The sequence below is a fragment of the Paenibacillus sp. NPDC057934 genome, from assembly GCF_042887565.1.
Classification (GTDB): Bacteria; Bacillota; Bacilli; order Paenibacillales; family Paenibacillaceae; genus Paenibacillus_AQ.
The window spans coordinates 72,765-93,872 of sequence record NZ_JBHVPB010000013.1 but is presented as its reverse complement, the minus strand read 5'-3'; the positions used below and the strand labels follow the sequence as shown (position 1 = coordinate 93,872).

17 protein-coding genes are annotated in these 21,108 nt (G+C 47.3%); 15 read left to right on the top strand and 2 right to left on the bottom strand.

Translation table 11 applies throughout. From position 1 onward, the window contains the following. Window positions 1-2 precede the first annotated feature (2 nt). Entirely contained in the window at window positions 3-1,187 is a 1,185-nt protein-coding gene (locus tag ACFVRY_RS25805; protein WP_387503155.1) for a glycosyltransferase, read from the top strand. 30 nt (window positions 1,188-1,217) lie between these two features. After that, the gene (locus ACFVRY_RS25800; protein ID WP_387503153.1) at window positions 1,218-2,162 is read left to right on the top strand and encodes a glycosyltransferase family 2 protein; all 945 of its coding nucleotides are present in this window, start codon (window positions 1,218-1,220) and stop codon (window positions 2,160-2,162) included. Between the two features lie 123 nt (window positions 2,163-2,285). On the opposite strand, the gene ACFVRY_RS25795 is transcribed toward ACFVRY_RS25800, so the two are convergent. Beyond that, a complete protein-coding gene (locus tag ACFVRY_RS25795; RefSeq protein ID WP_387503152.1) occupies window positions 2,286-3,275 on the bottom strand; it encodes a TylF/MycF/NovP-related O-methyltransferase in 990 nt (329 codons plus the stop codon). A 334-nt stretch (window positions 3,276-3,609) separates the two neighbouring features. Here ACFVRY_RS25795 and ACFVRY_RS25790 point away from each other — a divergent pair, with 334 nt between their 5' ends. The 13 genes from ACFVRY_RS25790 (at window position 3,610) to argH (ending at window position 20,145) form a co-directional block, all read left to right on the top strand. After that, window positions 3,610-3,807, top strand: coding sequence for a cold shock domain-containing protein (locus tag ACFVRY_RS25790; protein WP_019915069.1), 198 nt, complete (start codon window positions 3,610-3,612; stop codon window positions 3,805-3,807). 263 nt (window positions 3,808-4,070) lie between these two features. Beyond that, window positions 4,071-5,507 (top strand): S-layer homology domain-containing protein, encoded by a 1,437-nt coding sequence (locus ACFVRY_RS25785; RefSeq protein WP_387503150.1) that lies wholly within the window; start codon window positions 4,071-4,073, stop codon window positions 5,505-5,507. Window positions 5,508-5,760: 253 nt separating this feature from the next. Further along, window positions 5,761-6,315, top strand: a complete 555-nt coding sequence (gene hpf / locus ACFVRY_RS25780) for a ribosome hibernation-promoting factor, HPF/YfiA family (RefSeq protein ID WP_379466430.1) — start codon at window positions 5,761-5,763, stop codon at window positions 6,313-6,315. 279 nt (window positions 6,316-6,594) lie between these two features. After that, window positions 6,595-9,102, top strand: coding sequence for a preprotein translocase subunit SecA (gene secA / locus ACFVRY_RS25775; RefSeq protein WP_387503149.1), 2,508 nt, complete (start codon window positions 6,595-6,597; stop codon window positions 9,100-9,102). A gap of 229 nt (window positions 9,103-9,331) precedes the next feature. Continuing rightward, window positions 9,332-10,445 (top strand): peptide chain release factor 2 gene (prfB, locus tag ACFVRY_RS25770; protein ID WP_387503147.1). Its coding sequence is split into 2 segments (ribosomal slippage): window positions 9,332-9,403 and window positions 9,405-10,445, totalling 1,113 coding nucleotides; the frame shifts between segments, so codons are not numbered across the junction. Between the two features lie 88 nt (window positions 10,446-10,533). Next, on the top strand, window positions 10,534-11,418 hold the full coding sequence (locus ACFVRY_RS25765; protein WP_387503146.1) for a YitT family protein: 885 nt from the start codon (window positions 10,534-10,536) through the stop codon (window positions 11,416-11,418). 189 nt (window positions 11,419-11,607) lie between these two features. After that, window positions 11,608-12,657 (top strand): N-acetyl-gamma-glutamyl-phosphate reductase, encoded by a 1,050-nt coding sequence (gene argC, locus ACFVRY_RS25760; protein ID WP_387503242.1) that lies wholly within the window; start codon window positions 11,608-11,610, stop codon window positions 12,655-12,657. A gap of 21 nt (window positions 12,658-12,678) precedes the next feature. Next, on the top strand, window positions 12,679-13,911 hold the full coding sequence (argJ, locus tag ACFVRY_RS25755) for a bifunctional ornithine acetyltransferase/N-acetylglutamate synthase (protein WP_387503145.1): 1,233 nt from the start codon (window positions 12,679-12,681) through the stop codon (window positions 13,909-13,911). A 45-nt stretch (window positions 13,912-13,956) separates the two neighbouring features. Next, complete coding sequence (gene argB / locus ACFVRY_RS25750) at window positions 13,957-14,778, top strand: acetylglutamate kinase (RefSeq protein WP_387503143.1); 822 nt, start codon at window positions 13,957-13,959, stop codon at window positions 14,776-14,778. Between the two features lie 85 nt (window positions 14,779-14,863). Beyond that, the gene (locus ACFVRY_RS25745) at window positions 14,864-16,123 is read left to right on the top strand and encodes an aspartate aminotransferase family protein (protein ID WP_387503142.1); all 1,260 of its coding nucleotides are present in this window, start codon (window positions 14,864-14,866) and stop codon (window positions 16,121-16,123) included. 3 nt (window positions 16,124-16,126) lie between these two features. Beyond that, a complete protein-coding gene (gene argF / locus ACFVRY_RS25740) occupies window positions 16,127-17,095 on the top strand; it encodes an ornithine carbamoyltransferase (RefSeq protein WP_387503141.1) in 969 nt (322 codons plus the stop codon). Window positions 17,096-17,383: 288 nt separating this feature from the next. Next, window positions 17,384-18,619 carry an argininosuccinate synthase gene (locus tag ACFVRY_RS25735; protein ID WP_387503139.1) on the top strand — a complete coding sequence of 412 codons (1,236 nt, stop codon included), beginning with the start codon at window positions 17,384-17,386 and terminating at the stop codon, window positions 18,617-18,619. Between the two features lie 110 nt (window positions 18,620-18,729). Then, window positions 18,730-20,145: an argininosuccinate lyase gene (gene argH, locus ACFVRY_RS25730; RefSeq protein ID WP_387503138.1), complete on the top strand. Its 1,416-nt coding sequence runs from the start codon at window positions 18,730-18,732 to the stop codon at window positions 20,143-20,145. 118 nt (window positions 20,146-20,263) lie between these two features. On the opposite strand, the gene ACFVRY_RS25725 is transcribed toward argH, so the two are convergent. Beyond that, window positions 20,264-21,043, bottom strand: a complete 780-nt coding sequence (locus tag ACFVRY_RS25725; protein ID WP_387503137.1) for an alpha/beta hydrolase — start codon at window positions 21,041-21,043, stop codon at window positions 20,264-20,266. Window positions 21,044-21,108 lie beyond the last annotated feature (65 nt).

Genomic DNA, 21,108 nt, shown 5'->3' with positions numbered 1-21,108 from the left:
ATATGAATATAACTCTCGATAGCCAGATAAAAAGAGTTTTATTCGCAAATGGTGTTCCCGTAGATGTAGGAGGAATTGAAAAGTCCATTATGGATATCTACCGAGGTATAGATCGTAAAAATCTTTTAATAGACTTTGTGGTCAGAAAACCTCAATCCGGTTATTACCATAAGGAAATAGAGTTATATAATGGGAGAATATTCAATATTTTCGATAGAACGAAGCATAAGGGGAATAGGAAGTGGAATATATACTCGGACATATATTCTTTTTTTGAATTCTATAGAATATTGAAAAAGAGAGGACCGTATTCTGCTGTGCATATCGTTCATCCCAATTTGGATGGTTATTTAATTGCTGCAGCAAAGTTAGCGGGAGTGCCAATCAGAATCATTCATAGTCATAACACTGGTTTTGATGATAGAAAGGCCCCAAACTTCATGAGAATTCTTATAAGAAAGGCTTCTCTTTCATTAGGTAAGCTTTTGGCTACTCATATTTGGGGATGTTCCAGAGCTGCTTGTGAACATATGTTTGGTAAAGAAATAATGAAGGATACGAGGGCCGAGGTTGTTCAAAATCCTGTTGACATAAGAAAATTTCGAGATAACACTCTTGAGAGAGTTTCTGCGCGTGAACAGTTTAAGATTCCAAATAATAAGATTGTAATTCTAAACGTTGCAAGATATGCTCCGCAGAAAAATCATAAGTTTTTAGTTGATATTTTAGAAGAGGCTACGAAAATAAGGAAAGATATACATTTAATGATGATTGGAACAGGTCCATTGGAAGATGTCGTTAAAGATTATGTCGAAGAAAAAAATGTTGGTAATTTTGTGACTATGCTTGATAAAAACACATCTGTTCCACTTGCATTAAAAGCTTCGGATTTTTTTGTATTACCATCAATATACGAAGGGTTTGGAAATACTTTAATAGAAGCACAAGCTGCAAATGTACCTTGTTTTGCTTCAACGGCTTGTCAACCAGAGCCTAATCTAGGCTTAGTAGATTATCTTCCACTCAATAAAGGGCCTAAGTACTGGGCAGAAGTAATACTATCCAATATAGAGCGGAATGATAAAAAAAAGGTTGATGAGGATAGACTTTTTTCGTATGATTTATCAACCGTTTCTTCACATATGGAAAATGTATATCTGAAGGGAAGTAAATATTTTGAGGGATGAAGATTCTATCTATATAAGAAGGGTGATAAATTGCCTAAACTTAGTGTAATAATGTGTACGTATAACCGAGGTCACTATTTATCACGTTCGGTCGAAAGTGTGCTTTCACAAACACTTGATGACTTTGAATTTGTACTAGTGAACAATGGATCTACCGATGATAGTTTGGATATTTGCAAATATTATGCTGAGAAAGATAGTCGGATCAAACTTATTGATATTATAGAAAATAAAGGCGCATCTAGTGGGAGAAATGCAGGACTTTTGGCGGCTTCCTGTAACTATATAACAATTGTGGATGACGACGATGTTTGTTACCCTGAAATGTTACAATTTTTATGGGATCTCTCGCAAAAATATAATGCCGATATATCCATGTGTGGAAGTTGGAACCAAATTGAAGATCAATTAGAGCCTTATTTTATATTTGATGAACTTCTGGTACTTGATAAGGTTCAGAGTTTAGACGCTCTATTACAAAGACAGAAATACAACGTGGCACCGCCCACAAAATTATTCCATAAGAAGTTATTCAAAGACATACTATTTAAAGAAAATGTACTGGTTGATGATATACATGTAATTTATAAGGTTTTTGCTAATGCTAATTTAGTAGTTGCTCAAGGTAAGCCCCTTTATAGTTTTACAAAGCATAGTGGTAATATGACGAACTTTATTCAGACCAACATAATTCCTCCTGCTCTCTTGAGTGAATATCATTCTGCATTTCGTGAACGCACAGAATACCTATCTAAGAGAGTACCTGAAATTGCACCAAGAGCTAGATATGCAGAGATGTCATTTATGATTTCAATGTGTGGTAAAATTCCCCGTACTTCAGAATATGTTGATTTATATAATGTAATGGTTGAGAAGTTAAGAGAAAGTTATGATGAGTTGATCTGTAGCCCCTACCTTACAGAGAAAGAGGAGCTAATACTCGAGAATATTTTAAGTTCAAGCTACACTGAATGAATTAAAACTGTAATTCGGAAGAATACAGGAAACAGAAGAAGACATTCAATCAGATTGAATGTCTTCTTCTTATATTTCTTTAAAAGTTGCCTGTTATAGAATAGTTATTAATGTAGGGTTCGGTTATTCAATTTTTATAGCTAATCTTGCTGTGTAGTCAATCTTGTGTAAAAATATTGGTAAGTTATTTTCCTCTATATATTGATCAGTTGCGATTTTAGAACCTTTCCAATGCCCATAATCATCGATGATTAATACTCCCTTAGGGCTTAATTTGGGATATAAATGATTTAATTCGTGATAAGTAGATTCAAACCAATCTGTATCTAACCTTAATAATGAAATATTGTGTGGGATAGTTTTTGGGATGGTCTCTTCAACCATTCCTTCTATAAAAAATATGTTATCCATTGGATATCCCGTCGATTCCATATTTTTAATTACTTCATTTTTAGGACTTACTGCCAAGGCCTTATTTTTTTCAAGCCATAACTCTTCTGCACTTTCATTATTTAAGCTAATATCGATGTCAGTAGGTGCCGACATTCCTGAGAAAGTGTCGTAGAGATAGAGCTTTCTGTCAGTTGCATTTAACTGTATCAGAGTATGTGCACATATCATCATACTGCCACCCTTCCAAACGCCACATTCTACTATATCCCCTTCTATATTATTTTTAACAATATACTTTATAGATTGATACAGAGAAAATATTCGTTCAAATGAAGTCATTGTATATTTCTTGCATTTTAGGAGAGTCAGAAGGAAATCATTGTCTAGTTCCTCAGGGGCATCCAGCATAAGCCTTACTTTTTCAAGAGGTAAAAACTCGTACATATCAATGAAGTCAACATATTCTTTCATGCCCATATCAATTAATTGTTCGGAAATCTCACTATAAAATGAACTGGCAATTACTATTAACTTATCTTGTAAATCATCTGCTGTACAATCCTGTGGACGTTTAATCAGCAAATTATTGTATATTGTTTCTTGTTTCTTTTGGTCATTATCCAAATAAAAGGCGATTTCCGTATTCGAAAGGTTTTTTTCAAACTCTTTTTGCTTTTCTCCGGTTCCAAAAATAATAATTTTATTTTTGCTATAATTCATAGTTATCTCCTCGCATTCAATATTTCTTATATTTGTTTATCGTCAAATTTAATACAGATGTGAAGGTGGTAAAGAAGATGAAATTTTTTAGGGAAAGTAGGATGTGTGTTTCATTGAAGGTAATAGTTGTTTATATATTAATAATTGGCGAAACGAGCTGTTTTCATAAGGGTCTTTTGTAGAAAAATGTAGAAAATGATTACTCAATATAGTGGTGGTAATTTATTGAATGTAATCATTTTCTTTTCCAATTGACAATTGAGAAGCAGCGATGGTATAGTCGAGTTGTGAGCAAGACTCACGTTCATCTGATGACGAAGGGAATGTTTAATCAATGGAAGGTAAAGTAAAATGGTTTAATGCAGAAAAGGGTTATGGTTTTATCGAAACTGCAGACGGTGGGGACGTATTTGTACACTTTTCCGCGATTCAAACAGACGGTTTCAAGACATTGGATGAGGGTCAATCCGTAGAATTTGATATCGTTGAAGGTGCACGCGGACCACAAGCAGCTAACGTAATCAAATTATAATCATCCGGCGAAGCCGACCTACATATATATGGTAGATGGTTAGCAATTGATACAACGCTAGCGAGAACCTTGGGAATTTTCCCAAGGTTCTTTTTATTGTATACGCAATCATTGGGTAGTTGAGCGTGAAGAAATGACTTTATAATATCTATAATTTTCCATAAAAAGGTTTCGTTCTCCAGATCTCCGGGTAATGGGTTACGTTGAGCTTTTTGTCTTGCCAAGGCGCACACTATACTTTCTGTAGGAGGATGAACTGCAAAATGAAAAAGATGTGGCGCGGTCTTATGACCGGAATGCTGGGAGTGAGCATGTTGCTCGGCTCTCTAGGCAGTGTATCTGCAGCACCTGTTCCCAAAGATATTCAGGGACACTGGGCTCAGGCACAATTGCAGCAATGGCTTGATAAGGGATATCTTGGGGGATACCCTGACGGTACAGTTAGGCCTAATAATGCGATTACACGTGCAGAATATGTTGCCTTCGTAAACCGTCTGTTCGGATTCACTGAGACAGGAACTGTTAATTTCACGGATCTTAAGAGCTCCAATTGGTCCTACATTGAAGTAGCTAAGGCTGTCAAAGCGGGATACATTGGAGGGTATGAAAATAATACGTTCCGTCCTAATAGTCCCCTAACCAGACAGGAGGCATCCGTGATTACTGCCAAGCTGTTGAAGCTGAATACGAATTCATCTACTACTAAATTCAAAGACAACAGCCAGTTTGCCTCATGGAGCCGTGGAGCCATTGCAGCAGCTGCAGATAAGAAGATCATTAACGGCTATCCAGACGGAACATTCGGCCCTAAAAAAGCGCTGACCCGTGCCGAGGCCGTAGGCATCATTAGCAACTCGGCAGTGTACAAACCTGCAGCACCGGGTGGTGTAAATCCAACTCCAGTACCTACACCAACGCCGTCTGCTACACCTGTACCTACAACTAGCCCGAGCCCATTACCTACATCTGTTCCAGGTGGGGGTAGCGGAGGCGGCGGTGGCGGGACCATCACCACCCCAACGGTTACTGGTGCCACCTATGGACATGTCGGATCGGTTACTGCAGATGTGTACCTCACACCTTCAGTAACAGGCCAAGTGTATTATGTTGTGGTTCCATATACCAGCACGCTGGTAACACCAAGTGTGGCTGAAGTGAGAGGCGGGCAGGGTGGTGCTGGTGTAACGGTTGTAAACCATGGAACCAAGGCAACCGCCGCTAACACAACAGTTTCCTTCTCGGTTTATGGCCTGCAAGCAAACACGGAATATGCTACATTCGCTGTGATTACGGACACCTCCAGCAATTGGTCATCTGTAGCAAAGGTGCAGTTGAAGACAGCCCCGGCCAATGCAGATGCCATTACGCTGGCACAGCCGGGACAGATTGGAACCGTAACAGCTGATGTGTACTTCAAGTATGGACAGGCTGGCGGAACGGCCCAGCAGGTTAAGTATGTAGTGCTTCCTGAGAAGGAGGCCGTACCAAGCGCTGCACAAGTGGCAGCCGGTCAGAACAGTGCAGGTACCACGTTGGCAGCGCCATGGACAGGTACGGTGTCTGTGCTTCCAGGGGTAGGTCACACGTACACTTTAACTGGACTTACTGCTGGAACAGGCTATAAGGTTTATCTTATCAGCGGCTCCGGCAGCAACTGGTCATCTGTAGAGGTGGTTCGCTTTCATACGAAGCAGCCATAACAGAAGGAACCTAGGTGACAGAATCACAAGTTAGGAATTTAGTTAAGCTGTGTATGAGCAATTATTGTCTGTAGCAGAATAGAATTGTAACCGTCCGGAAAGGGTCGTTTCTTCGCTCTTTCCGGACTTCTTTTTTAAAGGCGAATATCTTGTGGGTAAATTGTTAGCTTAATGTAAAGGTTGTCATGATTTGTTTTTTACTTAGCTCTAACAATTTGGTATAATGGATTTGTAAACAAAGGAGGAGTGCCCCATGCAATTTAGCATTCGAGGTCAACAAATTGAAGTGACCGACGCTTTGAGAGACTATGTTGATAAGAAGCTCAGCAGACTTGAGAAGTATTTCGATGCACCCCCTACCTCAGAAGGATATGTAACGCTTAGCGTTGTACGCGGCCTTCATACAGTGGAAGTAACGATTCCGCTTGCAGGTGTGACGCTTCGTGCGGAAGATCGCAGCGATGACATGTATTCATCCATTGATGCCGTAGTGGACAAGCTGGAACGCCAAATTCGTAAACACAAGACCAAATTGAACCGTAAGTTCCGCCAGGAAGGCAGCCTGAAGACATTATTCGTGGAAGGCAATGGCAGCTCTGTAGCTGTAGAAGAACAGGATACGGACGATGATTTGGAAGTTGTACGGAACAAGCGCTTTACTCTGAAGCCTATGGATGTGGAGGAAGCTATCCTGCAAATGAATATGGTAGGACATAACTTCTTTGTCTTCTCCAATATTGATACATCCGAAGTGAGTGTTGTTTACAAACGTAACGATGGAAAATACGGACTGATTGAACAGAGCTAACTACAGCTAATTCCTATAATTAGTGAGCGTTAGAAGGGTTTACTATCAGTCAGATGTAAAAAAATTAAACGAGCCCTTATTCGCGTGAAGCGAATAGGGCTCTTATGCGTATATATAGTTATATATGAAAATGTGCCAAGTATTTGCTTGTATTGCGGCATCTCTTACAAACTGTTACAATTTATGAAGCAGCGGAATCGTTTCTGCATTTTGGCCCTTTCAATTTAAGTGGGGATGGGCTAAGGTTCCACCATCTGTGTTGCATGAAAGGGGTTAACCATGCTAGGACTTGTAAAGAAAATTTTTGGTGATACTAATGATCGTGATGTTAAACGACTCTCAAAAACAGTCGAAATTATTAATGGACTGGAGCCGGATTTTGCGGCGCTTTCCGATGAAGCACTGAAGGGAAAGACAGAAGAATTCCGCGCCCGGATCGAAAAGGGTGAGACGCTGGAAGAACTTCTGCCCGAAGCTTTTGCTACGGTTCGTGAAACATCCAAGCGGGTGCTGGGCAAGCGTCATTATGACGTGCAGCTCATTGGTGGTATGGCACTGCATGAGGGCCGTATCGCGGAGATGAAGACAGGTGAAGGTAAAACCCTTGTAGGTACACTTCCTGTTTACTTGAATGCATTGCTTGGTAAAGGCGTTCATGTTGTTACAGTCAATGACTACCTGGCTCAGCGCGACAGCGCCGAGATGGGACAAATCTATAACTTCCTGGGCATGACGGTCGGGGTCAACCTGAGCGGCATGGACCATGCTTATAAACAAGATGCGTATGCCAACGATATTACGTATGGTACGAACAACGAATTTGGTTTTGACTATTTGCGGGATAACATGGTGCTCTATAAGGAGCAAATGGTTCAGCGTCCGCTCTATTTCTGTATTATTGACGAAGTGGACTCCATCCTGGTCGATGAGGCACGTACACCGCTGATTATTTCGGGACAAGCTGAGAAGTCGACAGAACTGTACTATGCGGCTGACCGGTTTGTGAAAAAATTGCAGGCGGAAGAAGACTACACGGTCGACATCAAGGTGAAATCCGTTGCCTTGACTGAAAAAGGTGTGGCTGTGGCTGAACGTGCTTTTGGCGTAGAGAACCTGTATGATCACAGCAATGTAACGCTGAACCATCATATCGTACAAGCTCTCAAGGCGAATGTTATTATGCGTCGTGATGTGGATTATGTGGTGAATGAAGAAGAAGTAGTTATCGTTGATGAATTCACAGGCCGGCTGATGGCGGGCCGCCGTTATAGTGATGGTCTGCATCAGGCGATTGAAGCTAAGGAAGAAATTCAGGTACAGAACGAGAGCATGACGCTTGCAACGATTACCTTCCAGAACTACTTCCGGATGTACCGTAAGCTGGCTGGTATGACTGGTACGGCGAAGACGGAAGAAGAGGAATTCAAGAAGATTTATGGTCTTGAGGTTCTTCAGGTTCCAACGAACAAGGTGAACCAGCGTCAGGATATGCCGGATGTGGTATATAAGTCTGAGAATGGTAAATTCAACGCTGTTGTGGCTGAGATTGTGGAACGTCACAAGAAGAATCAGCCGGTGTTGGTAGGTACCGTTTCAATCGAAAATTCCGAGCTTCTCTCTGAAATGCTGAAGCGCAAAGGTGTCAGACACCAGGTATTGAACGCGAAGCATCACGCGACGGAAGCCGAGATTATCACTCATGCAGGACAACCAGGTACAGTTACGATCGCTACCAATATGGCGGGCCGCGGTACAGATATCATTCTGGGTGAAGGTGTATCCGAACTCGGTGGATTGCATATCATTGGTACAGAGCGTCATGAATCACGGCGGATTGACAATCAGCTTCGCGGTCGTGCAGGACGTCAGGGCGACCCGGGCTCCACACAGTTCTACCTGTCCCTCGGCGATGAACTGATGAAGCGTTTTGGTGCAGACAATGTACTGAACATGATGGATCGTCTTGGATTTGAAGAAGATCAGCCGATCGAGAGCCGGATGATTACCCGTGCTGTCGAGTCTGCCCAAAAACGGGTGGAAGGCAATAACTTCGACATCCGTAAAGTGGTTCTCCAGTACGATGATGTTATGAATCAACAGCGCGAAATTATCTACAAGCAGCGCCGTGAGATCCTGGAATCTGAGGACATCAAGGATGTTGTAATGGAAATGATCAAACCGGTTATTGACCGGGTAGTTCATGCCCATTGCGGCGACGATATTCCTGAGAATTGGGAGCTGCAGGAGGTTGCGGATTATGTGAACAGCAAACTGCTGGATGAAGGCACATTGACTCGTGATGATCTGTGGGGCAAGGAAGTTGAGGAGATCACTGATTATATCTTCGATCGTGTACTGGAGAAATATGCAGCCCGCGAAGAACGTCTTGGCTCAGAGCTGGTTCGTGAATTCGAGAAGGTTATTGTACTTCGTTCCGTAGACAGCAAATGGATGGATCATATTGATGCGATGGATCAACTGCGTCAAGGGATTCACCTTCGCGCATACGGTGGTACAGATCCACTCCGTGAATACCAGTTCGAAGGCTTCGAAATGTTTAATGAAATGACCGCCAACATTCAGGAAGAAGTGGCGACCTATATAATGAAGGCACACATCGAGACGAATCAGGAACGTCAATCCGTAGTGGAAGAGGATAAAATCTCGACCAACGGTGAGCCGGCTGAGAAGCGTCCGGTGCATGTGGAAGAAGCTATCGGCCGCAACGATCCTTGTCCTTGTGGAAGCGGCAAGAAATACAAGAACTGTCACGGCCAGAACGCATAAGCTAACAAAGGACCGTGAATGTACCCTTATAGGGCGGTATCGGACATTAGAGAGAACGTCTTTTAAATGATGGACAATTCTTCGTACAGAGTCTGCTATACCTTTTCTAAAGGGTATAATAACAACAAAGAGCGGCTGGGCCCGGGGATTCCCGTTTGCGGCCTGGCCGTTTTTTTTGGATTCGTAGTTTCTTATACGCAACAACTTATTTTGAAAGGTGAAGTGACATATGATAGATCCAAATGTAAAGCAGGACCTGCGGGAAATCGGCAAGAAATTAACCAACCTTAGGGGGTCTCTTTGACTTAGACCTTAAGCAAGAGATGATTGCTAACTTTGAGGAGAAGATGGCGGCTCCTGGGTTCTGGGATGACAGCGATCAGGCTCAGGGTATTATCGCCGAGATGAATGCGGTCAAATCTTCGGTAGATCAGTATGAGAAGCTACAGCAGGATTATGATGATGCAGCAATGATGGCTGAGTTGGCCGATGAAGAGGGCGATGAGGAACTGGCGGCTGAGGTTGCTGGCAATATCCGCGCTCTGGCCGGTAAAGTGGATGAGTTCGAGCTGCAGCTGCTGCTGAACCAACCATACGACAAGATGAATGCGATTCTGGAGCTGCATCCGGGTGCAGGCGGTACGGAGTCCCAGGATTGGGGACAAATGCTGCTGCGGATGTACACTCGTTGGGCAGAGAAACGCGGCTTCAAGGTCGAGGTACTTGATTACTTGCCGGGTGATGAGGCAGGAATCAAGAGTGTGACGCTGCTAATCAAAGGCTTTAACGCTTATGGTTACTTGAAGGTAGAGAAGGGCGTTCACCGTTTGGTGCGTATCTCACCTTTTGATTCCTCTGGCAGACGGCATACTTCGTTCGTATCCTGTGATGTGGTACCGGAAATCTCGGATGATGTGGAAGTTGAAATCCGTACAGAGGATCTTAAAATCGATACCTACCGGGCAAGTGGTGCCGGTGGTCAGCATATCAATACAACAGACTCGGCGGTGCGGATTACTCACTTACCAACCGGTGTGGTGGTGACCTGTCAAAATGAACGCTCCCAGATCAAGAACCGGGAACGGGCGATGACAATGCTTCGTTCCAAGTTGTATGAGCGCAAGCTGCAAGAGCAGCAGCAACATCTGGATGAAATCCGAGGGGAACAGTCGGATATTGCTTGGGGCAGCCAGATTCGCTCCTATGTGTTCCATCCCTATAGTATGGTAAAGGATCACCGCACTTCCGTGGAAACCGGAAACGTGGGTGCTGTAATGGATGGCGATCTGGATGCATTTATTGATGGATATTTGCGCAGCCAGATCAAGACTGAAGCCGAATAAGTACAAATGAATTCCTACGCTTCCTCGGAGGCTGTAGGAATTTTTGGCGTCAAGAGAAAAGATAAAGTTACTTGAAGGAGAGCCTTTCATGCAAAAGATCAACTCACGCAATAAGCCGCCGTTCATTCCGTTGAATGGACCCCTGCGCCATGCAGTGGATTTAGGACTGATTCTATTGGGATCGCTGATTACGGCGCTTGCGTTTAATTTGTTTTTCCTGCCAAACCGGATTGCTTCCGGAGGGGTGTCGGGTCTATCCGTGCTGGCCGAAGCCTGGTTTGGGGCAGAGCCTGCTTTTACCCAATGGGCACTGAATATTCCATTGTTCGTGCTGGGGGTAGTATTGCTGGGCAAGCAGTATGGAATGCGCTCCTTGCTGGGCAGCTTCGTGCTGCCGTTGTTTATTTTTTTGACCAAAGATGGCCCCGTTCCGACTACTAATCCACTCCTTGCTTCCATCTATGGGGGGATTGGGGTGGGTCTTGGCCTTGGGCTGGTTTTCCGTGGACGCGGCTCGACAGGCGGTCTGTCGATCTTGGCCCAGATTATTCAGAAGTTCTCTGGTCTGAGTTTCTCCATGTCTGTTGTGCTGCTGGATGGTACGGTGATTACACTGGCAGCGTTTGTGCTGGGGATGGAGCAGGCGATGTATGCGTTGATTGGTTTATTCGTTACAGGACGAGTCATTAATGCACTGGAGGTAGGCTTCAGCTATACCAAGGTAGCGTATATTATCTCGGAGCAGACAGAGGAGATCACACAGGCGATATTGAATGATCTCGACCGCGGACTGACCAAGCTCAACGCGCAAGGTGGCTACACAGGCGACGATCGCACGGTGCTTATGGTCGTGGTTGGCCAGAACGAAATCACCAGACTTAAAGCAATTGTCCGTTCGGTTGATCCGGGCGCATTTGTAATCATTACAGAAGCCCATGAAGTACTGGGCGAAGGATTTAAAAGAGAAGCGTGAACTCTCCTGCGCGGGGAGTCGCGCTTCTTTTTTATTCCGAAACTCTATACAAAGTTAACTTAACATGTTGTATTTATATTAATTGAGTCGTATAATAATACATATTTCAGAGCGGCTATACAATAAGTTTAATATCAGGCAAGACCAGATAGATTAGAGTATCACATCAAGCAGAAAGTGGGGATGACAGTGGAGAGCAAGCTGAGGGCGGCAATTGTTGGTTCAACGGGATACGGAGGCGTGGAGCTGATCAGGCTGCTGCAAAGTCATCCTAAGGTGGAGATCACATCAGTGATTTCCTCATCTAGCGCAGGGGTGCCTATTGAAGAAGGATTCCCGCATCTGACCGGAGTAGTGGAGCTAAAGCTGGATGGAGTGGATGCGGCTGAAATTTCCAGGAAGGCGGATGTTGTATTCACAGCGACCCCGTCGGGGGTAAGTGCGAAGTTGGTCCCACAGCTGCTTGAGGCAGGGCTCAAGGTTGTGGATCTGTCTGGTGATTTTCGCCTGAAGGACGGCGCAGCCTACGAGCAGTGGTATAAACACCCGGCACCGGCCGAAGCTTATCTGGAGCAGGCGGTATACGGACTTTGCGAGGTGTATGGAGAGCGGGCGGCAGGAGTCGATTTTATCTCTAATCCTGGCTGTTATCCTACGGCTACGCTGCTGGGGTTGGTTCCGGCAATTGAAGCGGGCTGGATCAAACATGACAGCATCATTATAGATGCGAAATCAGGGGTATCCGGAGCAGGTCGTGGAACGAGCCTGATGGTGCATTTTTCAGAGATGAATGAGAATTTCAAAGCTTATAAAATCAACAAACATCAACATATACCGGAGATCGAGCAGACGCTTTCGGACGTTGCAGGGAAAGATGTTACGGTGACATTCACCACACATCTCGTCCCTATGACACGGGGCATTATGAGCACGATGTATGCGGGAATGAACGGGCAATATACGGAACAAGATTTCGTGGACTTATATCGTAAGTATTATGAAGGCAGACCTTATGTGCGCGTGCGTGAAGCGGGAGTGATCCCGGCGACGAAGGAAGTTAGCGGCTCCAACTATTGTGATATTGGCTTTGCGGCAGATGCCCGTACCGGGCGCATTACGATCGTATCCGTTATTGATAACATCGTGAAGGGTGCAGCTGGGCAGGCAATACAGAACCTCAATTTGATGATGGGATGGGAGGAAACCCTTGGCCTCGGCTATACACCTGTGTATCCGTAGAGTTCAGTGGTAAAAGAGACAATGAGCGAGAAGCAAACATATACCGTCGTGGAAGGCGGCAGCATTACAACACCTAAGGGCTTCAAAGCAGGAGGCTTGCACTGTGGTTTGAAAAAAACAGACCGCAATGACCTCGGCGCCATTCTGTGTGAGGTGCCTGCTACGGCGGCAGGGGTGTATACAACGAATGTATTCCAGGCTGCTCCACTGAAGGTTACGCGGGAAAGCTTAGTGAATGGAACACTGCAGGCGCTTGTGGTGAACAGCGGTAATGCCAATGCTTGTACAGGCGAACAAGGGGAGGCAGATGCGTACGAGATGCGTGCTGCTACTGCCCGTCAGCTGAATGTGGCGGAAGAGAATGTGGCCGTTGCTTCGACTGGCGTGATTGGGGAGCTGCTCAAGATGGATGCTGTGCGGAGCGGGATTGCCGGATTATCGGAGAAGCTGGATGGTGGAACTGCCGGAGCAGAAGAGTTCTGCCAAGCGATTCTAACTACAGATCTGGTAAAAAAAGAGTGCTGCGTAAAAGTATCAGTCGGCGGAGAAGAGGTCGTGATTGCTGGAGCCGCTAAGGGCTCTGGGATGATTCATCCCAACATGGCAACCATGCTCGGCTTTATGACTACAGACGCGGCCATTGATGGTGAGGATTTGCTGAGTCTGCTGCGCGCTGCTACGAATGTTACTTTTAATATGATTACTGTTGATGGTGATACTAGTACGAATGATATGCTCGTGGCGATGGCCAGCGGGCTTGCTGGAAATGTGAAGCTGAACCGGCTTCATCCCGATTGGGATAATTTTGCCGCAGCGTTCACACATGTGTGTCAGAGTCTGGCAAAATCGATTGCTCGTGACGGCGAAGGCGCAACGAAGCTGATCGAGGTTCAGGTCAGTGGGGCAGTAAATGATGAAGCTGCTGCTGCCATTGCGAAAACAGTGGTCGGCTCTAGTTTGGTGAAATCGGCGATTTTCGGCGCGGATGCGAACTGGGGACGGATTATTGCTGCTGTGGGACGCGCTGGAGTACCAGTCTCACCGGAACGGGTGGATATTTCGCTCGGAGAGATCGAGGTATTGCTGCAATCGAAACCAGTTGCTTTTGATGAAGAGCAGGCTTTGGCCTACTTACAGAAGAGTGACACGGTTCTGATTACAGTGAAGCTGCATGATGGAGAGGGAACGGCCACTGCGTGGGGCTGCGATCTTACTTACGATTATGTGCGCATTAATGCTGCATACCGCACCTAACCCTGCGGGCATGGCTGCTGAAGTGCTTCGGGGAGGGCTTGGATAATGGTACAGAATACAATAGATAGAGATGCGAAGGTGACCTCTCGGTTGTTCGTAATGAAATGTGGTGGCAGTACGCTGGCGGCGCTTCCGGATTCGTTCTTTGAGGAGCTGCGTGACCTGCAAGCGGAGGGGATTCAGCCCGTGATCGTACATGGGGGCGGACCGGCTATTTCAGAGAACCTGACGAAGCTGGGCATCGAGAGCAGCTTCGTAAACGGCTTGCGAGTGACCACAGAAGAAGTGCTGGACGTTGTGGAGATGACACTGGCGGGTAGCATTAATAAAGCGATCGTACGTCGGATTCAAGGCAGCGGGGGGCTTGCGCTTGGATTGTCCGGCGTGGATGGCAACTTGATTACCGTTCGTCCGGTAGACAATAGCGCTGAGGTAGGGCTGGTCGGAGAAGTAACCGGGGTGAAGGCAGAGATTGTGACGGGTATCCTCGCCTTGGGTTATATTCCTGTGATTGCCCCGATCGGGGTGGATGCGGGAAGCCAGCGTTACAATATTAATGCAGATACGGCAGCGGGAGCTGTGGCTTCTCATATTGATTCACCGCAAATGATCGTAGTGACGGATGTTCCCGGTATTATGCGGACCATAGACGGGGAGAAGGTGGTTCTCCCCTCGGTGACGGTACAGGAAATTGAAGCGTTGATTGCCAGCGGCGAAATCTATGGCGGTATGATCCCCAAAGTTCGTGCAGCGATCGATTGCATCCAGGGTAATGTGTCTGAGGTGGTTATCGTGGACGGTAAGGAGCCGCATGTGTTGGGACGGGTACTACAGGGAGAAGATATCGGAACGCGTATCGTCCGATAAAGAGTACATGTATCTTGGACGTATTCAAGTTCACTATAAATAGGCAGCCCATTAGCGGCGCAGATGACAGGAGAGTGACAATGGAATGAGCAAGCTTACACAAGTGGAAGAAGGTAAAGCGGCAGGTGGCGCGGCAGGAGAAGAGGAGCCGGCAGACAAGTTGAGCGCAGTGTTCCCATCCTATGCCAGATTCGATATCAGCCTCGTTAAAGGTAAGGGCAGCTGGGTGTGGGACGACAAAGGGAACAAGTATCTGGATTTCACCTCCGGACTGGCAGTGACTAGTTTGGGTCATGCTCCGGAGAAAGTCGGCGCCAAGCTGAAGGAGCAGATCGATACACTATGGCATGTCTCCAATCTGTTCCATATTCCGGGACAGGACAAGGTAGCCAAGCTGCTTACCGAGAACAGTTGCGCAGACCAAGTCTTCTTCTGCAACAGCGGGGCGGAAGCTAATGAAGCGGCTATCAAGCTGGCACGTCGTTACCAGCAGAAGATCAAGGGTGTGGACCGTTACGAGGTTATCACTTTCGAGCAGTCCTTCCATGGCCGCACATTGGCAACACTGACGGCTACCGGGCAGCAAAAGGTCAAGGAAGGTTTTCTGCCGCTTCCGGCAGGCTTCAAAACCGTGCCGCTACATGATTTGTCTGCGCTGGGGGCCGCAATCGGTGAGCATACAGCAGCAATCATGATTGAAATGATATTGGCTGAGGGTGGCGTGCTTGAGGTACAACCAGAGTTTCTCGAAGCCGTGGCTGCACTTTGTAAAGAGCATGGACTGCTGTTGATTGTAGATGAAGTACAGACTGGCATGGGACGCACAGGCAAGCTGTTCGGTCATCAGCACTACAATATTGAGCCGGATATTTTCACATTGGCTAAAGGCGTGGCGAGTGGCTTCCCGGCAGGGTTGATGCTGGGCAAAGGTTATCTGCGCGAAGCGTTTTCGCCTGGCAGTCATGCGACTACTTTCGGGGGAACGCCTTTGGCAGCAGCAGTTATGTCAGCGACCATTGAGACGATGCTTGAAGATAATGTACCGCAGCTTGCGGCTGAATCGGGCAGCTATCTGGTCGGACAGCTGAAAGAGAAGCTGGCGGATGTTCCTTTTATCACTGAAATTCGCGGTAAGGGTCTGCTGATCGGTATTGAATGCAAGGGTCCTGTAGGCGATATTGTGCTGGCTGGACAGAAAAAGGGGCTGCTGTTCGTAACAGCTGGACCGAATGTCATCCGGTTGCTGCCGAACTTGTATGTCAGTAAAGAGGAAATCGATCAGGCGGTGGACATCCTTTCGGAACTCATTCATACTTATGCTACAGAAGCAAACGGGGAGGCCTAGTTCATGAATCAGGTTATACCAAGTGAAGCACAGGATATTGCCAAGAAGCTGAAAGGGCGCGACCTTCTGGAACTGAATGATTACAGCCCGGAGGAGATTACGTACCTGATTGAGCTGGCGATTGAACTGAAGAAGAAGCAGAAGAACGGCGAGGTTTATCAGCCGCTGAAGGGCAAGACAATCGGTCTTATTTTTGAAAAATCATCCACGCGTACCCGCGTATCGTTCGAAGTAGGCATGTTCCAGTTGGGTGGTCATGCGTTATTCCTGAGCAAAAATGACATTCAGCTCGGACGCGGTGAGACCGTTGGCGATACAGCACAAGTGATGTCCCGTTATCTGGACGGAATCATGATCCGGACCTTCGGTCATGACAAGGTAGAGGAGTTGGCAAAGTACGCTTCTGTGCCGGTTATCAACGGCTTGAGTGACTTAGCTCATCCCTGCCAGGTGCTGGCGGACTACCAGACTGTATACGAGCACAAGGGTCGCTTGAAGGGCTTGAAGCTGGCTTATATCGGCGACGGGAACAACATGGCCCATTCCCTGCTCATCGGCGGAGCCAAGCTAGGCGTGCATGTATCGGTAGCGGGCCCGCAAGGCTATGAGCCGGATGCAGCAGTAGTGGCAGAGGCCCGCGAGATTGCCAAGGAGACTGGTGCAGAGATCGTGGTGACGACCAGCCCGCAGGAAGCGGTGCAGGATGCCGATGTCATTTACACGGATGTGTGGGCCAGCATGGGCTTCGAAGAAGAGCAATTGGCGCGTGAAGCGGCGTTCAAGGACTATCAGGTTAATGAGGAGCTAGTGAAGGGTGCGAAAAGCGACTACCTGTTCCTGCACTGCCTGCCGGCACACCGTGAGGAAGAAGTGAGCACGGGTGTGATCGACGGCCCGAACTCAGTGATTTTTGACCAGGCTGAGAACCGTCTGCATGCGCAGAAAGCGCTCATGGCTGCCCTGATGGGTTAAGGAAAAGGATTTTATTTAAAATATAATTATCTATATAAGATGAATTTGATTGTGGCATCTTGATGTTCGTAAGGAAGTAACGTAGAGGGAGTTTGGAACTGGAGAAGCGTCAGCGGTCGTCTTTATCATCAGATTTCATCCGCAAAATGCGGCTTAAATATAGAAATCTGATGATAACAACGATCGGAAGTCCAAACATTCCGCGTAGTTACGACCGGACACCAGTAGCCAAAGGTTTTCGCCTCCACTACATCTTATATAGCCCACACGAAAGGAAGTTGCTTGTTCATGGCTAAGGAAAAAATTGTACTCGCCTACTCCGGCGGACTTGATACATCAGTTATTCTGAAATGGCTGAAAGAGACTTATGATGCGGAGATCATTGCGTTCACAGCCGATATCGGCCAGAAGGAAGAACTCGATGGTTTGGAGGAAAAAGCGCTCGCTACCGGTGCGTCGAAGGTATACATCGACGACCTGCGCGATGAATTCGCGAATGACTTTATCTATCCGATGTTCCAATCGGGCGCGCTGTATGAAGGGCAATACCTGCTCGGCACGAGTATCGCTCGTCCGTTGATTGCCAAGCGCATGGTGGATATCGCTATCGCTGAAGGCGCAACGGCTATCGCGCATGGCGCGACAGGTAAAGGCAACGATCAGGTGCGTTTTGAACTCAATGCTGCTGCATTGGCACCTGGCATTCAGGTGATTGCACCTTGGCGTCTGGAAGAATTCCGTAACCAGTTCCCGGGCCGTGCGGAAATGATTGCGTACGCAGAAGCAAACGACATTCCGGTTCAGGCCTCGGCAGCGAAGCCGTATTCCATGGACCGCAACCTGCTGCACATCAGCTATGAGAGCGGCGTGTTGGAAGATCCTTGGTTTGATCCAAGCGCACCGGAGAACAAAGGGATGTTCCTGCTGAGCAATGCACCTGAGGATGCACCGGATGAAGCAGAATATCTGGAGCTTGAATTCGTGAAAGGCGACTGTGTAGCTCTGAACGGAGAGCCTTTGTCTCCGCTTCAGGTGATGGAGAAGCTGAACGAACTGGGCGGTAAGCACGGTATCGGTCGTGTGGATATGGTTGAGAACCGTTTCGTCGGCATGAAGAGCCGTGGCGTGTATGAGACCCCGGGCGGAACCATTCTGTTCACAGCGCACCGGAAAATGGAGTCCATCACGATGGACCGCGAGGTCATGAACCTGCGCGACAGTCTGATCACCCGCTATAGCACCCTGGTGTATAACGGCTTCTGGTTTGCTCCTGAGCGCAAGGCGCTGCAAGCGCTGGTTACCGAGAGCCAACAAAACGTCACAGGTACAGTGCGCGTCAAGCTCTACAAAGGTAACATTATCGGTGCCGGCGTGAAGAGTCCAGTGAGCTTGTACAACCCTGAGATCGCCACCATGGAAGCTGATCCAACGCAGGCTTACGACCAAGGAGATGCAACAGGCTTTATCCGCCTGAATGCCCTGCGTCTTAAAGTGTCTTCTGGCGTGGCAGAATCGAATAAATAAGTAGAGAGTACGTTCAGATAGAGCAATCAAACAAGCGGACCGTTCAGTGGGCCGTTCCTCCCGCAAGGACAGGAGCGGCTCTCTGGCGTCCAAGGAGGAGGAGTCGACAGGTGAGCAAGCTGTGGGGCGGAAGATTTACCAAAGGAACGAACAAGCTGGTGGAGGAATATACAGCATCCATCGGGTTTGATAAGGCATTGGCGGAGGAAGATGTGCAGGGCAGCCTGGCCCATGTCACCATGCTGGGCAAATGCGGAATTCTGCCGCAGGAGGATGTTGAGACGATCAAGGCGGGTCTGAACAAAGTGCTGGATAAGGTTCGTGCAGGAGAGGTTGTTTTCTCAGTATCGGATGAGGATATCCACATGAACATTGAGAAGCACTTGATTGAGGAAATCGGTCCAGTTGGCGGCAAGCTACATACCGGACGTAGCCGTAACGACCAAGTAGCGACGGATATGCATCTTTATCTGCGCAACCGGGTGGTGGAATTGGTGGGTCTACTCCACAACCTTCAGGAATCCCTGATTGAACAAGCCAAAGATAATGTAGAGACGATTATCCCTGGCTACACGCATCTGCAGCGGGCACAACCGATTCTGTTCGCCCATCATTTGCTGGCTTATGTGTCCATGTTCCGCCGCGATGCGGAGCGCCTGACGGACAGCTACAAACGGATCAACGTGCTGCCGCTGGGAGCGGGTGCGCTGGCGGGAACGACGTTCCCGATTGACCGCCATTTTGTGGCCGAGCAGCTCGGCTTTGACAGTGTGTACGAGAACAGTCTGGACGCTGTCAGCGATCGTGACTTTATCGTAGAGTTTCTGGCCAATGCTTCGCTCGTGATGACACACCTGTCCAGACTCAGTGAGGAACTGGTACTATGGAGCAGCACTGAGTTCAGCTTCGTCGAACTGGATGATGCATTCTGCACCGGAAGCAGTATCATGCCGCAGAAGAAAAATCCCGATGTTCCGGAACTGGTCCGTGGTAAAACAGGCCGTGTATACGGCAACCTGATCGGTCTGTTAACCGTGCTGAAGTCGCTTCCGCTGGCCTACAATAAGGACATGCAGGAAGACAAGGAAGGCATGTTCGATACGGTGACTACGTTGACAGGGGCGCTGCAACTGTTCGCACCGATGATTGCTACAATGAAGGTGAACAAGGGCCGTATGCGCGAAGCCGTGAACACTGACTTCTCGAACGCGACCGATATCGCCGATTTCCTGGTGGGCAAAGGATTGCCATTCCGCCAGGCGCATGAAGTCATCGGCAAGACTGTGTTGTACTGTATCAACGAGGGCAAGTTCCTGCTGGATCTTACGCTTGATGAGTTTAAGCAATTCTCGCCGTTGTTCGATGAGAACATCTATGCGGTACTTCAGCCGGAAGCCGTTGTGAACGCACGTAATGTATACGGCGGCACAGCTACGGTCCAGGTGAAGGCTGCCATCGAACGGGCCGAAGCGGCACTGCACGAAGCGAATGAGTGGGTTGTAAAACACGGCAACGCTGTTTTGTAGGTTGTTATTACCGATGACCTGACGATAGGTACGAATATTCCTGAACATGACAAAGACTGTCTATCCCGAGTTAATGAAGTACGGGGGGAGACAGTCTTTTTTTGCACACAAAATCTATTTACTTGAGTGGTAGCCAGGCCAGTATATCGCGGATCTTGGCATCCCAATAACCCCATTCATGCTCTCCTGGGCCTTCATCGTAAGTCAGCGACAGTGAAGTCTTACGGCAAGCTTCCAGGAACGACAAATTGTTCTTGTACAAGAAGTCTTCTGTTCCACAGCATTGATACAAGGCCGGCTTCGGTCCTTGCGACTGATCCAGTTCCTTCAAGAGCCATAGAAGATCGTCCGGTGTGCCTGCAACGTCTTTTTCGCCAAAAATCATCTGATACCCTCTTTTGGCAGCCGGGTCATCCATATTTTTGAAATGCTGTGCGATATCCAGTGAACCTGACAGACTAGCCACAGCTGCAAAGCTTTCGGGCTTGCGCAGTCCTAACTTGAATGCTCCATAGCCGCCCATTGATAATCCCGCTACAAAGTTGTCCTCACGTTTATGTGAGAGCGGGAAAAAGGAGCGTGCCAGCGCAGGTAATTCCTCACTGATGAAGGTCCAGTATTGTCCTCCCGCAGCCATATCTGTATAAAAGCTGTGATGCACCTGGGGCATCACCACTGCTATCCCCATTTCAGCAACATATCGTTCGATCGAGCTCCGACGCAGCCAGATGGAGTCGTCATCCGACAAGCCGTGCAATAAGTATAACGTAGGGTGCAGCTCACCCCGCGTTACATTGCTCATACCGATCTGTGAGGTTGTTGTTTGCGGCAAAATTACAGTCATAGAGGTGCTGAGACCTAACACTTCCGAATAAAATCTACATTCAATTAAAGCCATTGTATATCCTCCTCCCAGCACAAATCATAGCATAGTCCCCAAATGGTATGGAACATCGAAAGCTC